The sequence below is a fragment of the Parcubacteria group bacterium genome (genome assembly GCA_041659505.1).
Classification (GTDB): domain Bacteria; phylum Patescibacteriota; class Minisyncoccia; order Moranbacterales; family UBA2206; genus UBA9630.
Genome location: JBAZYF010000001.1, coordinates 535,731 through 549,536, shown reverse-complemented (window position 1 = coordinate 549,536; position 13,806 = coordinate 535,731). Strand labels below are relative to the sequence as shown.

The following is a 13,806-nucleotide window of genomic DNA, read 5'->3' as shown; positions in this document are numbered from 1 at the left end:
TATCATCCAGTGTTTCTTTTTTTTCAACGGATATTGCTGAATTAAATTCAAATGACATAAGTTTTATTCTTTATTTACATCTAAATTATACCACAATGAGAACTTAGGCATATTAACCGACCGGAACAACTACCGCGGCGCTATCATTTCTGGGGCTATTAATTAGTGTAGATATTTGATACATTTGCATATCTTCTACTGGATAAGGAATGAGCATTTGTTTAGCATCATCCAGCTTTAATTCAGGATTAAGCCACGCTCGTTCTTCTTGCCTAGTGAGAATCACGGGCATCCGGTCGTGGATCCGAGAAACTAGGCTATTCGCTTCGGTCGTTATGATTGAGAAGGACCGGATCATTCGATCTGATGGATCGCGCCAATAGTCATAGATACCAGCAAAAGCAAAAGGCTCTCCCTCTTTTAGCATTATGAGATATGGGATATGACTGTTGGATTTTTTATCCCACTCATAAAATCCATCTGCCAACACAAAACAGCGCCTAAGTTTGAAAGACTCCTTGAATGAAGGCTTTTCCGTGATTGTTTCTGCTCGAGCGTTGATCAGCTTTTGCCCAATCTTAGTATCTTTGGCCCAGTGCGGAATCAAACCCCATTGAAAAAGTTCCGCTTCGTGTGGTTTTTCCTGCGAAACAACTAACATCTTTTGACTAGGAGCGGCATTATAGCGTGGATTATAAATTCCCTCCGGAATGGTTAGCGCAAATCTTTCCTCCAAATCTTTCCAAGGAGTGCTGATTGAAAATCTTCCACACATATATTTAGGCTCTGTTAGATGATTAGGGACACCCTACTTGACGAGTGTACATTTGTACACGTATAATAAAGCTAGACATCAAATAATACAGCCCTATGAAAAACTACCAACAAAAGCTACTCTCATTCTACAAAAAATATCGCCGGATGCCAAGCTATCGAGAAATAATGGGACTTTGCAAGTTCAAATCAATCAACTCGGTTACCCGCCTGGTGAAAAAAATGATCGAAGCTGAGCTGATTTCAAAAGATGAGAAAGGCAGATTACTGCCCAAAAAACTGTTCGGCGAAACCAAAATTTTGGGTTCAATCACCGCTGGCTTTCCTTCTCCGGCGGAAGAAGAACTGGTTGATACGATAACGATCGATGAATTTCTGATTTCCAACAAAGAAGCCACCTATATGTTAAACGTCAGCGGTGACTCGATGATTGATGCGGGCATCCGCTCGGGTGATATTGTCTTAGTCGAAAGGGGCAAAGCATCCAAAGATGGCGACATTGTCATCGCGGAAGTAGACGGAAAATGGACGATGAAATTTTTGGAAAAGCTCAATGGCAAAACAATTCTGATGCCAGCAAACAAGAAATACAAACCGATCATTCCAAAAGAAGAACTGATCATTTCTGCGGTAGTAATTTCCGTCATCAGAAAATACCACTAAACTGATGCCAAACGAAACCTTGAGCATCAATTCTTTCAACCGAGCTATCATCCATATCGACGGAGATGCTTTTTTTGCCTCCTGTGAGCAATCGCGCGATCCCGCACTAAAAGGCAAACCAGTGATAACAGGCCGAGAACGCGGAATTGCCGCATCCTTAAGCTATGAAGCCAAAGCGCGTGGCGTCAGACGAGGGATGCGAATTTTTGAGATCAAAAAAATCTGTCCCGAAGCGATTATCCTTCCGTCTGATTATGAAACCTACAGCCTGCTTTCTAAGCGTTTTTTTGAGATTGTCCGGCGCTACACGAGTGAAGTTGAGGAATATAGTATCGACGAATGTTTTGCCGACATCACTGGATTGCGTCGACCCTTGCGCATGTCTTACCCGAAAATTGCCGAAAAAATCAAGCAGGATCTGGACCGAGAATTAGGCTTTACTTTTTCAGTCGGACTAGGACCGAACAAAACCATCGCCAAAATCGGTTCCAAATGGAAAAAACCCTCAGGACTGACCGTCATTCCTGGCTATCAAATCCACGAATTTCTCGCTCAAAAAGAAACAGAAGATGTTTGGGGCATCGGACCACAGACCGGTGCTTACCTGAAAAATGAGAGAATAAATACCGCTTTGGAATTTGCTCATAAAGACGAAGAGTGGGTCAGGCGCAAATTCACCAAACCGACGATTGAAACCTGGCAAGAACTTAATGGCAAATTTATTCTGCCTCTGGATGTGACTGGCCGAACAACCTATACTTCAGTCCAAAAAGTGAGAACTTTTACTCCGCCTTCCAATGATCGCGATTTTATTTTTTCCCAGTTAGCGAAAAATATTGAAAATGCTTGCATCAAATTACGCCGCTATAATCTTCGCGCTCGCAATGCGACTTTTTTCTTGAAGCTCCAATCCTTCCGCTATGCCGGAATGGAAATTCAATTTTCCCGCCCGACGGCCATTCCCAGCGAAATCATCAACGTTGTGGAAAAATATTTTGATCAGATATTTGATCAAAGCCTTTCATATCGCGCGACCGGCATCGCCTTTTTCAAACTCGAGGAAGATGTCACAAAACAGCTCGATCTGTTCTGCGAAGTCCTGCGTGCTAAGGGCTTGAAAAAGCTCTACCATAGCATCGACGAGATCAATGATAAATTTGGAAAACACACGGTCCACCTCGGGGTAAGCTCTCTAGCCAACTCTGCATTGCAACACGAGAAAGAACGGGGCGATGCGCCTCTGCGAAAAACACTCCAGATCAAAGGAGAAAATAAAAGACAACGTATAGGCATCCCGATGTTTATCGGAGCCGTAACATAAACAAAAAACTCTCCACAACGGAGAGTTTTTTGTTTATTGAGCGGGGAAGTGCAAGCGATTTGGACTGGATTTAAAGAGAAGTGCATTGATTAGAATCTCTACTAGTGAATTTGTTTAGAAATTTGAATTGGAGTAGAATCAAAAATTAATTTAGGATTGGCGGTATTTTAAAATATTTCTTCCCTACTGTTTTGCTGAATGAAATGTAACAGCAGTATATTTAATTTTTTCTAAATATCTTAATCTTTTAATGATATAAACCCCCATTATCAATCCGAACACAAACGCAAAAGGAGAACATAAAAAATACATCATCCCAGACATATCGCCAGTAGAACCGTCACTAATAAGACGAGGGAACTCAAGATTAATTATCATTATGAAAAACATTAGCAGAATCATGCCCTTAATAATTGTGAACTCATTTTTTATTTGATATTTATAAACTGAATAGCAAAATAAAAAAACAGCCAAGGGGAGAGTTAAGGTGAACCCTCCCAAACCAATTACAACTCTAGAATTCATTTCGCCTAACATTATCATGGTAATTATCGGAATAGATATCCCTAAAATAAAAGCTAGGGCAGTTGGCTTTAAAATTATTTCCTTTTTTTCATTCTGCATTTCGCTCTCTGATTTTACTTCTAGTTCTTTTTTTTGCGGACATTTTCCTTCAATAATTTTTTGTCTCCAAATAAGATACATTGGAAAGGCAAGTATCCATAAAAAACAAATAATTAGTGCTATCCAAAAGGGTTTATTAGTCCCTATGCCACAAGCCTCATATTTTTCGGAATTAATTCTATTTGCATCAATATAAGCCCATATTGCACTTGAAAGTACAACTGCAAAAATTAATATATATACTATACTTGTTTGCCAAAACTCCATATTTTTTTATTATGATTAAATTACATTTCAATATTACCACAAAAAATCTGAGCTGTCTTTATGGGTATAAAAAATAGCCCCCTAAATAGGGACTATTTTTATCTGAGCTACTTAGTTAATGCGGTTAGAACTGGATTTATGGAGAGAAGTGCTGGTTTTAACCTCTAATCTGCTTAACTGCACCGTCTACTGCCTCTTTTCCATATTTTTGTTTTAGGCTCTGCATTCTATCCATATAATCCCTCAATTCATTTAGGGATTTTTTTGCGTCTTTTCTGGGTATGCTTTGTTTTAAAGCTCTGAACTTCTGTATATGGCAATCTTTTAATAGGCTACCACTACCGCAAAAGCATTTTTTAGCTCTCGGGACAACCTTGCTATCAAAAAGGACTAGAAATCTAAACACCGATTCTTCATCGTTTACACCCAGTTCTTCTTTATAAAATTGAATTAATCCAAAAGTACCATGATCCAATCCTCCCAGGCTTGATTTGCCTCCATTTAAATCATAATCTATTTGCCAAAGAAAAAAGTTCTTAATTGGCCCTTCTATAAAATCAACTATGCTTGATCCTTTTGGGAAATACTTGTATTTAGCATCTCTGAAAAACAGACATGCGGTGTTATCTATCGCATTGAAGTGCCTATCTGCAACTTTATTAAACTTATCCCCAGTTTCTCTTAAGATCGGAGCTGAATTTGGATAATCGTCTGGGATTATGATTTCTATTTTATAGCGTCCCAGCTCTTTACCCTCCAGACTCTTAATAAATAAAGTGCCTCGAATATAAACAACTGCGTTCTCTATGCTAGTGTTTAGGGTAGCATATTTTAAATCAATAAGAATTTTAAGTTCATCAAGTAGCGTCGGATTTTCTAAAAACCAAGGTTTCATAGGACACACCAAGGATTAATTGGAACAGAATTAGATTGTCTCGCCTCGTTGATTGCTCGTTTTTTTTCCTCATCATCAGCCTCCTCAACTTCTCCAAAAATATCCTTCCACCTTTCATTCTCAATTGAAATCAAAATCTTTTCTGCTAAAGATTTCAAGCCAGCCTTAACACCTTCACTTAGTATCCCAGAGAGATCATTGCCAGATGGGTTTGCGGGATCTTCAAGTGCTATATTGTCGATTTTTTCTATAACTTCAGTTAAAAAACTTTCAAAGCATACATCTAAACCATTGCTATCTGTCGTATCCTCCAGAAGCTTTATCACCAACAATTCTATAATAAACGTTTTGGCGTCTAGTTGATTCAATTCCTTCCAAAGCTTTACAAGGCGAATTGTGTCAATTAATTTGCTCCCAGTAATATGATTTACATGCTTTTCAAGATTGGTTTTCAATCTATCTTTTTCACCTTCCGCTTGAAAAATATAGACATCACCCTTATCGCCATCAACAAATCTCCCAGGAATAACATCAATATGAAAATCAACCCTATTTTCAGAATCCTTACTTTGCAGTCTTAAAGCTGATCTTTTTGGGTAAACATGATATTCGGACGCAAGGGCCTGCTGAACATTTGAAAATATTTCTTCTAGTGTCGCACCGCCAGAATCATCCCCATTATTAAAATAACAAGTCATATCAAGATCATAACTTTCCCTTATCATTGTGCCTTTCTTGTAAGAGCCAGCATATTGAATTGATATTGGAACATCCTCAAAATGGGTTCTTAGAAGATTCTCAACCTTATCCCGCTCTGAACGAAGAGCCTTAATTTCCTCGCTTTTTTCATCTAATGTTTGAAGTTTTAAAACTTTTTCTAGGTATTCTTGTGTTTTCATGTTATTTTAATTAATTTTTAAAGCATATTTAAATTGGGCACCATTTGTTGGGTTATAAATCTTGAATGAAGTATCTGCCTTTCGATTCAACGCTCTGCCACAAACAACCGCGATTGGCGCTGGTATGGCAGAAAATAAATGAATTTCTTTGAGTTTTGGATGCCCATTTCTAATTTCACTTAATGTTTTGGAATATATGTGGCCAAATCTGTCTAGATCATCTTTTGATTTCAAAAAATAAAAATTTGGTTCTTGGTTATCAAGTGTAATTTCATAAACATAAAAACCCCCGTCAATCTTTTTTGGCAGATGAGCTTGATGTATTTTACCGCTTAAAGAAAGCACTAAAGCTACTTTGCTTTTGTCCTTTCCATTGATAATATTCAACTTATAACCGACCTTGCCAACGCCATCATTCCATTTCCAGCTTTCACTGTCTCGATGACGCTGAAAAAGCTGAGTCTTTATTTTGTTTTCCAATTTTGACCCCAAATATACCAGCAATGGGATTGGACCAATTGCAAAAACTGAAACATGCTCCAAGCCATCTCTTTTTAATTGCTCATAAAATTTCTCAGTCATTATATTAATATCCTTACATTTTGATTTCCAATAAAGCTGAGTGTTTTCAGAAGGAACATTGGAAAAATCAATCATGTTGGGCTTTTCTTGATATTGATATCGGCTTTCAGCCATTAAAGCTTCCGTGATTTCATCTTCAGACACACAGATTGCTTCATTTTCAATGCTTACGCTCATACCCAGAGCTTTAGTCTTGTTAGTGTTTTTAAATCCAGATACTAATTTTATGCGGTCTTCGTGCTCTTTCTTTTGTTTTCGCAAAATCTCTACAGTATAAAAGGGTAAATTTTTCATTTTATCAATTTTTGTATGACATGATGGGCATAATAACATCAAATTATCAACGTCGTTGATATTATCTGGTCGTAATTTTTTGTTTCCTCTTGGGCCATCTTCCTTAAACGCATAAATGTGAGCAAACTCGCCCCATTTGATATTTTTTTTCGTTATTTTATCTGAAAAAAGATAGTCATTACAGCCGAAAAACTCACAGCGTCCGCCTGATTTGACAGCAAGAAGCAGTTTAGTTTCATTGTTTATTGAACGCGTTGTCTCTGTAATAGCGTTGATTTTATTTTTATCTCCTAGTTTTTTTGTCATATTTACACAGAACTTAAAAATGTGTTATATTGGGAGTATAGAACAAATACCCGAACAGGTCAAGATGTTCTTGTGCACATCTTATTCACATGATATAATAAAAATATGAAAACACTACATTCTACACAAAAAAAGCTACTCGAACTACTTAAAGAGCACTTCGATGACCCCCTAACAATTAGAGAGCTACAAGAAAAACTCGATGTATCCTCTACAAGCTTAGTCCATCACCACATATTACAACTCGAAAAAAATGGATTTCTAAAAAGAAATCCTAATAATCCACAAGATTATGAAATAATTGCTGATTCACCCGATAAAAAAATTATCTTCTTAAACCTTTACGGACTCGCCCACTGTGGTCCAGGAGAAAGCATACTTGATGGAAGCCCTGTTGATAGAATACCTCTCTCAAGAAAATTAGTTTCTTCCGCAGATTCATTTTTAGTAAAAGCAAAGGGAGATTCAATGTATCCAAAAATAAATAACGGTGATCTAGTTATTACAAAAAAGACCAATAATTTTGATAATGGCGACATTGTTGTTTGCGTAAACAATGGTGGAGCATTAATTAAAAAAATCAGAAAAGAAAAAGATCACATTTGGCTATTTTCAATAAATGAAAAGTTTGAACCATTCTTAGCAACAGAAGATTTTAAGGTTGAAGGTTTAGTAAAAGGAGTGATTTCCTATAATCTAGAATAATCAAGAATTTAAATATGAAAAAAAATAAAAGAAAATCAATATCACTATTTACTGGAGCTGGCGGAATGGATGTTGGCTTTTCGCGTGCTGGTTTTAATGTTGTATGGGCAAATGAGATAGATTCAGATGCTTGTAACACATACTCTGCAAATCATACCGGCATTATAGAATGCGGGGATATTAGAAATTACATAGATCAACTTTCAGATTTTAAAAACATTGATCTTGTATTTGGTGGCCCTCCATGTCAGGGGTTTTCTGTCGCAGGCAAAATGGATCCAAATGATGAAAGGAGCAAGCTAATTTTCAGTTTTATGGATGTTATTGAAAAAGTTAATCCAAAAGCATTTGTCCTAGAAAATGTTAAAGCACTCGCAGTCCTAGATAAATGGCAACCAGTTCGAAACATGTTATTTAAGAGAGCATGGGATTTAGGTTATGATGCCGAGTTAGTATTACTCAATGCGACACATTTCGGAGTACCACAAAAAAGAGAAAGGATGTTTTTTGTTGGCATTAAAAAAGAAAATTCAAAAAAAGAATCCAAAAGGTTTGTTGAATATCTCGAAAAATATAAACGGAGCGCGCCTAGGGTAATAGACATATTAAAGGGACTAGGGCCAATGGGGACATCTGTTAATCCAAAAACATGTAATGCGAAAATAACTCTTGCTCGTGACCCCATAATGAGAAGGTCGCCATATGCCGGGATGCTTTTTAACGGAGCTGGGAGACCTATTGATATAATGGGACACTCAAACACCCTTCCTGCTTCAATGGGAGGAAACAGGACACCTATAATTGATGAAGATCACGCTTTTAATGATGGGAAGAATTGGATTGAAAAGTACCATAAATTATTATCTAGCGGAAAAAAGACAAACGACATTTGTGTTCCGAATCACTTGAGAAGAATTACAACAAAAGAAGCGGCATTGATTCAAACATTCCCCAACGATTATAAATTTTTCGGAAAGGATAATTCAATATACCATCAAATAGGAAATGCTGTTCCATGTGATTTAGCTCATGCTGTTGCATCGGCCTTAAGTGATTCAATGGAAGATTTTAACCTATAACAAATTTTCAGTGTGCCATTGTTTGAAAAACTTCTTTACTTTTTCTGAAGTATTTGTTTCATTTACATAATCAACTAATTTGCTATAAAATAATCTCCTACTTTTTGGAGTTAAAAATAATAGCGAAGATTGGATGAAGTCATAGATATTTATGAAATAGTAAGCTAATTCTTTATATTGAGTAGTCGCCATAATGTACGAATTGCTTGCAGTGGTTAATGTTTCTGGAATATCTTTCGGTCTACATATAACAAAAACATCCTTTATATTTTTATCATATACCATTACGGATTCATGGGATTCTATTAATCTGTCATCTGTGAAACCCTTAGTCGTCACTTCATAAATAAGTTCAGAATCGCCAGTTATTTTTTCAACTATATCGCCAGGCTTTTTGCTAGTAGTATTTGTGGCTGATACACTATCTAAGTGTCCGATAACTTCAACGGCACATTTTCTGTCTTGATTTTTTACTTCCATAAGTAAGCCTGAAATCATCTGCGGGATTGCGCCACCATCAGGAACAGAATTAACGAGATCAATGCACAATTTAGAAATAAAAATTGGGTTTTCTTTTGGTTCCAATTTTATTTCCATTTCCTTAATTCTTTTTGCCTCTTGTTTGTATCGCGCAACATATGCTAAAGCAAACTTTCCCAATTCTGCGTATGGCACGGCTTCAATTTTTTTAACCAACCCGACAACAGTCATCGCAATTTTTTCTTCATGCTTGTTTGCTGCCCAGTCCTTATTAATTTTCTCTGTGTTCTTTGCAACATTCAATGGTCCTGATTTTCTATGAGGTACTCCATACTCTCTTAATGCTTTCCTGATTGGTTTTTCAAAAATCGATCTTGGATTACAAGAATAGAAATTTTTTGATGCTTTAAATTTTGGATCAAAAAGTCTTGCGAGTATTATTGTCAGTACGATTTCCCTGTGCCCCCATATTGAAGTATTGAACAAAATTTCCACTTCTTCAATGCTGAATGGTGGCAAAAAATTGTATTTTCCAGTTCGCTCAAGAAAATCCGTCAATATTTTGTAAATAACGGCATTTCTTTTGTTTACATCAGACATAAATTTAGACCTTAAAAAATAAACTATATATTGAGTCTATTCAAAAAAGTCTTAGTTGTCGAGTCTTATAAAAAACAGAAGGAATGTTTCGCCTAAGACATTTTTGCTTGTGCTTCGAAGTCCATTACCATCCCCAGGAGATATTTTGGCTTATTTATCATACATTTCTACTGTTTTGGCTAATTTGAGCGACCAGGAGTATTATGGCACTCCGAGGGACAACAAAAAGACCCTCCTTGAAGTCAAGAGGGTCAAATATACCGTTAAGGACACCTTTTCAATTTATTTGAGCAAACACGAATGAATGTTTTGTTTTAAACCTTTTTTGTTTTAGGACATTGCCACAATCCCGTTCTTTTCTGCAATCTCCGGTGCAATAGTGATCGTCAGCCCTTCACCATCCTCACCAGTGACTTCATTTAAACGAGGAAGAATTGAGCCCGCCAACTTAATCAGAACGGCTCGATACAATTCAAATTCTTCTACCGACCTTTCGCAGTCTGGAATTTCTAATAATTGTTTGATTTTCTTTAATACCAAAGTCCTCACTTCAGCTGCGAGTTTTCGATCGTTCAGTGATTTTCCACCCAAATTCCCGAATGCGTTTTGATTTCCTAAATTTTGACCTTGTATTCCAGGCATAAGTTCGATTTACATAGTCTTATTGTAAAGTGCTTTTATAATTTCGTACACGCCTAAAATATTTAAGCAAACACAAATAAAGGTTTCATTTGAAACCTTTCGTCTTTCAAGCCACGATTTCATCCTAAGCGAATATTTTGACTCTCGGCCATATATCTGCACTCTTTTTGACCTTTTGTGCTCCTAGGGATGTTCTAGGGGTTCGAGGAATAGAAAAAGACCCTTTGTCGGGTCCAGCCTTTCTAACTAATTCATTTTTTGCATTGTTCATGATAAAATGGCTCTGATTTTACAAAATTCAACGCTTTTTCGTGATAATCCTTTCCTTTGAGTTTTGGAATGATAATGTATAAATCCACAATTTGAGTAGCTTCGGTAGAATTTCCAACCGCTGCTCTCGTAACTAACGAATTTATTTCCTCCTTATTCATGGCAGAAATTATATTATTTTGCATAGTAAACGCTCGAGCTTCGAGATCGAAGCAGTCTCGTCCAGCTCCCGAGTAATTCCCATAAACAAAATCAACGGCATGCTGTATTTCGTGGGATAATAAAATTGCAGTCAACAGATCATCTTTCGTACTATACTTCGGCGATATCTTTATGGTGTAATCACCTAAAGATTGCGAAGGTAGAAATATGAAATATCCCTCGGCTTCGTTCATTTCTTGGACAGAATCGGCATACTGAATGTTAAGACAGTTTGAAATTTTCTTTATATCTTCGGCGTTATTTTTTGCCGAAGCACTGCCCGATTGTTCAAGTCGTTGAACTATCAAGCTGATTGACCGTTTAAATTCTTCTGGAATATCATATCCACTGTCCCTAAGACACATCACTGGCTTTAAAATATGGCTCCAACCATTATCAAACCAATTATCGTTTTCATAGACAAAGTCTGAATATACCTTGGATTCGCTTCGATCGTCGCAGCTCTCATTGAAACAGTAAGCGATTGTATTGTCTACGTATCCAGTATTGCCCTTAATTACCACATCATTGATTTCCCATTTCTTATAAAGCACTTCTTTATTTCCAACAATAGTATTTTTTGGCGGCTCTATGAACATGCCTCTCTTGACTTTCTTTTTTGATTCCGCCGATAAGTAGCTGTCGTATATTTTTTCATATTCTTTTTTAGTTTCAAGTTCAGTCATTTTTTGAAACCTTTGTTTCAGACGTTCGGGATTGTTTTTTTGAATAACAGTGGGCAAAACTGACGGTTTGTCCTTACTGATATTAGTTATGCTCGTTATCGCAATTGCGACTAAAAAGATGACTAGAAAAATGATTCCGATTTTATTTGAGAATTCTTTAATTGTGTTTTTGATTTTCATTTTGGTTGAGGCTGTTTAATAGTAGTTTATAAAGTAAGCCGTAAATACAAAAAGGTACAATCCTACCCTAGGGCACATTGACTAAGACATTTTTGCGCCTTGTCGTTTAAATACGGGAAGCTGTATCCTCCGCTTATTTTCCACGAGTCGCTATTTTCAATTCCGCTGATGAAGCTATTTAGCATTTCGTCATGAGCATAGACATACCATGTGCCACTTTTTTTATCATAAAAACAAACAAAAATATCTTTGCCTAGATATTTTTTTTCAAAAGTCAGTCGACTTTTCAGTTGGATTTTCAAATACTTTGATCCATTGAAACTGATCGCGAGAAAATCAGCGCCCATCCAGTCGTCTGAAAGTTTGATAGTTGTATACCCGTAATCAGCAAAAACGGCCGAAGCTTTTTGAAAGTTGTATATTTCTTTCTGTCTTGCGTTTAGTTTTGGATATTCAACTTTTTCGCTAAACATAAAAGCGACCTAAATCAATTAGATCGCCGAGAAGTTCCGCTTGAGTGGACGACCCGACGGATACCACAAGTCAAGAAACACCGAGGTGTCCTATCATGTGCATCGAGCCGCCCGCTAAAGGGCGTGATAGGACAAAAACCTCAGAGGTTTGCCTCAGTATTTATTAACTTGTGGTATCACATATAAAATACAACAAAATAAGGCAAAATGCAACTTGATTTTTGTCTCATCTAATGGGAAAATATACTTATTATGAAAACGAAAGACAACCCAGAAAATAAATACATTGAACAAATACTAAACCTGGCGGATAGAGTTGATTTTATGGACGAAATCCACTTGTTCAGAAAGAAACTGGGCATTCCTAAAAATGGATTTAAAACACAAAAAAACGAGAGAGGTTTTTTAGTAAAAAATAATTTACAGTCACACATAGACCCAAAAAGTAAATCTGAGATAGAAAGATTAAAAAAGTTACACAAGAACAATCCAGATTTACTAGCCATGATTCTTTCTTGGAACAACCTATACAGCAATGACTTTTCCGAAAAACTTTTAGACAAATTTCAAATTCCACGGAGAGCATCGACCCATCTTCATTCATTTATCTTATTCGGTAAAAACAAACCGCTATATGAATTGGCAGATTCATTGGCAACAGGGTATGGCTGTCAGGTGAATACTGCTTTCTTTTGGCCTGGATTTGAATACGATATTGAAGGTTTTCTTTATAACAAAAAAGATCTCTCGGCCTTGATTTTTGTCTATCCAGAAGCAACCAAGGCTGATCTGAAAAAAATGATTGACGACAATTGGACAGATATAAAACGCTCTCAACTTGAAACAGCCAGAAAAAATAATTTACCCTTACCAGCCATCCATTCTAAAATTTTTCGTGACAAGCAAGATAAAATAATTGAATTGCATAAAAAAGGACTGACCTCTTATAGGGTAGCTGATGAATTAGGACTAAGCCAAGAAGGAAGTTTCGCATACGTTCGAAAAGTTATTAGCCGAAAGAAAGAAGTATCGCAACCGAGAGCAATGACCAAGGATGAGGTTCTTTCTGCAATGAAAAAGCTAGATAGGCCAAACGATTAGTAATATACTATGCAACCCAACGAAGTGTGACATTTAGGATTGACCCATAATGTCACGCCGTTAAATTTAATTTTGATTTACAATCCTTACCATAATACGGTAAGGATTTTTTAATTTTTAAAAGCATGAAAACAATGTCTAAGAGCCAATCTAATCAAGACTACATTGACAGTGATGAATTTTTTTATCACTCACTCGAGCTAGAAAATCACTGGAAAAGATCGCTACCAAAGCTTAATGACAAGGAGCTGGTCGAGGCTTTTTGCCCAAGCAAAGAAATGCTTTCTGAAAACATTTCGAAATGGAAAAAGGAATATGAAAGGTTAAAAACAGAAATTAAAAAAGATTTAGTCGGCATTCCAGAAAAAGATCAGTGGCTTTACGATGTTCTATTTGAAAAACTTAGAATCCCAGAGTTGCTCAAAATAGAAAACCGTATTTTTCAACTCAAAAGACAACTTGCGATCGTAGAAGGTCCGACAAAAAAATTATTCACTCGATATGAAAATTTTCAAGAGATGATCGCAATCGCTAAGTCGAGATCAGTCATTGAACTCGCCAGAGATAAGCTGGAACTTAAATCATCGGGTAAAAATTTCGTCGCACTATGTCCGTTTCACAACGAAAAAACACCCTCACTTTATTTCTACGCCGAAACCAATACTTTTTATTGCTTCGGATGTCACGAAAAGGGCGATGTAATTAAATTTTATATGCTTCTTCATGGAGTTGATTTCAAAAACGCCATAAAGTCGCTCCAATAA

The 13,806-nt window shown here is 36.6% G+C and carries 15 protein-coding genes; 6 read left to right on the top strand and 9 right to left on the bottom strand.

Features of this window, described 5'->3' with window-relative positions; all coding sequences use genetic code 11:
- Window positions 1-112 precede the first annotated feature (112 nt).
- The gene (locus tag WC848_02540) at window positions 113-775 is read right to left on the bottom strand and encodes an SOS response-associated peptidase (GenBank protein ID MFA5961531.1); all 663 of its coding nucleotides are present in this window, start codon (window positions 773-775) and stop codon (window positions 113-115) included.
- Window positions 776-870: 95 nt separating this feature from the next.
- Here WC848_02540 and WC848_02535 point away from each other — a divergent pair, with 95 nt between their 5' ends.
- On the top strand, window positions 871-1,437 hold the full coding sequence (locus WC848_02535; protein ID MFA5961530.1) for a LexA family transcriptional regulator: 567 nt from the start codon (window positions 871-873) through the stop codon (window positions 1,435-1,437).
- Window positions 1,438-1,441: 4 nt separating this feature from the next.
- Complete coding sequence (locus WC848_02530; protein ID MFA5961529.1) at window positions 1,442-2,758, top strand: DNA polymerase IV; 1,317 nt, start codon at window positions 1,442-1,444, stop codon at window positions 2,756-2,758.
- A gap of 183 nt (window positions 2,759-2,941) precedes the next feature.
- Here WC848_02530 and WC848_02525 read toward each other — a convergent pair whose 3' ends face one another.
- From WC848_02525 to WC848_02510, 4 genes are all read right to left on the bottom strand, one after another.
- Window positions 2,942-3,649: a hypothetical protein gene (locus WC848_02525; protein ID MFA5961528.1), complete on the bottom strand. Its 708-nt coding sequence runs from the start codon at window positions 3,647-3,649 to the stop codon at window positions 2,942-2,944.
- 157 nt (window positions 3,650-3,806) lie between these two features.
- A complete protein-coding gene (locus tag WC848_02520; GenBank protein MFA5961527.1) occupies window positions 3,807-4,544 on the bottom strand; it encodes a hypothetical protein in 738 nt (245 codons plus the stop codon).
- Window positions 4,541-5,443, bottom strand: coding sequence for a nucleotidyltransferase (locus WC848_02515; GenBank protein ID MFA5961526.1), 903 nt, complete (start codon window positions 5,441-5,443; stop codon window positions 4,541-4,543). The genes WC848_02520 and WC848_02515 overlap by 4 nt, the downstream gene beginning before the upstream one ends.
- A 6-nt stretch (window positions 5,444-5,449) precedes the next feature.
- Window positions 5,450-6,625, bottom strand: coding sequence for an SAVED domain-containing protein (locus WC848_02510; protein MFA5961525.1), 1,176 nt, complete (start codon window positions 6,623-6,625; stop codon window positions 5,450-5,452).
- Between the two features lie 105 nt (window positions 6,626-6,730).
- Between WC848_02510 and WC848_02505 the strand changes: the two genes are divergently transcribed.
- Window positions 6,731-7,330, top strand: coding sequence for a S24 family peptidase (locus WC848_02505; GenBank protein MFA5961524.1), 600 nt, complete (start codon window positions 6,731-6,733; stop codon window positions 7,328-7,330).
- A gap of 14 nt (window positions 7,331-7,344) precedes the next feature.
- Window positions 7,345-8,409, top strand: coding sequence for a DNA (cytosine-5-)-methyltransferase (dcm, locus tag WC848_02500; GenBank protein MFA5961523.1), 1,065 nt, complete (start codon window positions 7,345-7,347; stop codon window positions 8,407-8,409).
- Here the strand turns inward: dcm and WC848_02495 are convergent.
- From WC848_02495 to WC848_02480, 4 genes are all read right to left on the bottom strand, one after another.
- Entirely contained in the window at window positions 8,404-9,489 is a 1,086-nt protein-coding gene (locus WC848_02495; GenBank protein ID MFA5961522.1) for a hypothetical protein, read from the bottom strand. The two genes, dcm and WC848_02495, sit on opposite strands and share 6 nt — an antisense overlap.
- Window positions 9,490-9,819: 330 nt before the next feature.
- Window positions 9,820-10,131: a hypothetical protein gene (locus tag WC848_02490; protein MFA5961521.1), complete on the bottom strand. Its 312-nt coding sequence runs from the start codon at window positions 10,129-10,131 to the stop codon at window positions 9,820-9,822.
- A 251-nt stretch (window positions 10,132-10,382) separates the two neighbouring features.
- On the bottom strand, window positions 10,383-11,468 hold the full coding sequence (locus WC848_02485; protein MFA5961520.1) for a hypothetical protein: 1,086 nt from the start codon (window positions 11,466-11,468) through the stop codon (window positions 10,383-10,385).
- Window positions 11,469-11,530: 62 nt separating this feature from the next.
- Window positions 11,531-11,941 carry a hypothetical protein gene (locus WC848_02480; GenBank protein MFA5961519.1) on the bottom strand — a complete coding sequence of 137 codons (411 nt, stop codon included), beginning with the start codon at window positions 11,939-11,941 and terminating at the stop codon, window positions 11,531-11,533.
- A gap of 252 nt (window positions 11,942-12,193) precedes the next feature.
- Between WC848_02480 and WC848_02475 the strand changes: the two genes are divergently transcribed.
- A complete protein-coding gene (locus WC848_02475; GenBank protein ID MFA5961518.1) occupies window positions 12,194-13,042 on the top strand; it encodes a hypothetical protein in 849 nt (282 codons plus the stop codon).
- A gap of 134 nt (window positions 13,043-13,176) precedes the next feature.
- On the top strand, window positions 13,177-13,806 hold the full coding sequence (locus WC848_02470) for a CHC2 zinc finger domain-containing protein (protein ID MFA5961517.1): 630 nt from the start codon (window positions 13,177-13,179) through the stop codon (window positions 13,804-13,806).

What these genes read in the sequence shown, in the direction of transcription:
- WC848_02540 (MFA5961531.1), bottom strand. Translation starts at nt 775, where the DNA reads ATGTGTGGAAGATTTTCAATCAGCACTCCTTGGAAAGATTTGGAGGAA.
- WC848_02535 (MFA5961530.1), top strand. Translation starts at nt 871, where the DNA reads ATGAAAAACTACCAACAAAAGCTACTCTCATTCTACAAAAAATATCGC.
- WC848_02530 (MFA5961529.1), top strand. Translation starts at nt 1,442, where the DNA reads ATGCCAAACGAAACCTTGAGCATCAATTCTTTCAACCGAGCTATCATC.
- WC848_02525 (MFA5961528.1), bottom strand. Translation starts at nt 3,649, where the DNA reads ATGGAGTTTTGGCAAACAAGTATAGTATATATATTAATTTTTGCAGTT.
- WC848_02520 (MFA5961527.1), bottom strand. Translation starts at nt 4,544, where the DNA reads ATGAAACCTTGGTTTTTAGAAAATCCGACGCTACTTGATGAACTTAAA.
- WC848_02515 (MFA5961526.1), bottom strand. Translation starts at nt 5,443, where the DNA reads ATGAAAACACAAGAATACCTAGAAAAAGTTTTAAAACTTCAAACATTA.
- WC848_02510 (MFA5961525.1), bottom strand. Translation starts at nt 6,625, where the DNA reads ATGACAAAAAAACTAGGAGATAAAAATAAAATCAACGCTATTACAGAG.
- WC848_02505 (MFA5961524.1), top strand. Translation starts at nt 6,731, where the DNA reads ATGAAAACACTACATTCTACACAAAAAAAGCTACTCGAACTACTTAAA.
- dcm (MFA5961523.1), top strand. Translation starts at nt 7,345, where the DNA reads ATGAAAAAAAATAAAAGAAAATCAATATCACTATTTACTGGAGCTGGC.
- WC848_02495 (MFA5961522.1), bottom strand. Translation starts at nt 9,489, where the DNA reads ATGTCTGATGTAAACAAAAGAAATGCCGTTATTTACAAAATATTGACG.
- WC848_02490 (MFA5961521.1), bottom strand. Translation starts at nt 10,131, where the DNA reads ATGCCTGGAATACAAGGTCAAAATTTAGGAAATCAAAACGCATTCGGG.
- WC848_02485 (MFA5961520.1), bottom strand. Translation starts at nt 11,468, where the DNA reads ATGAAAATCAAAAACACAATTAAAGAATTCTCAAATAAAATCGGAATC.
- WC848_02480 (MFA5961519.1), bottom strand. Translation starts at nt 11,941, where the DNA reads ATGTTTAGCGAAAAAGTTGAATATCCAAAACTAAACGCAAGACAGAAA.
- WC848_02475 (MFA5961518.1), top strand. Translation starts at nt 12,194, where the DNA reads ATGAAAACGAAAGACAACCCAGAAAATAAATACATTGAACAAATACTA.
- WC848_02470 (MFA5961517.1), top strand. Translation starts at nt 13,177, where the DNA reads ATGTCTAAGAGCCAATCTAATCAAGACTACATTGACAGTGATGAATTT.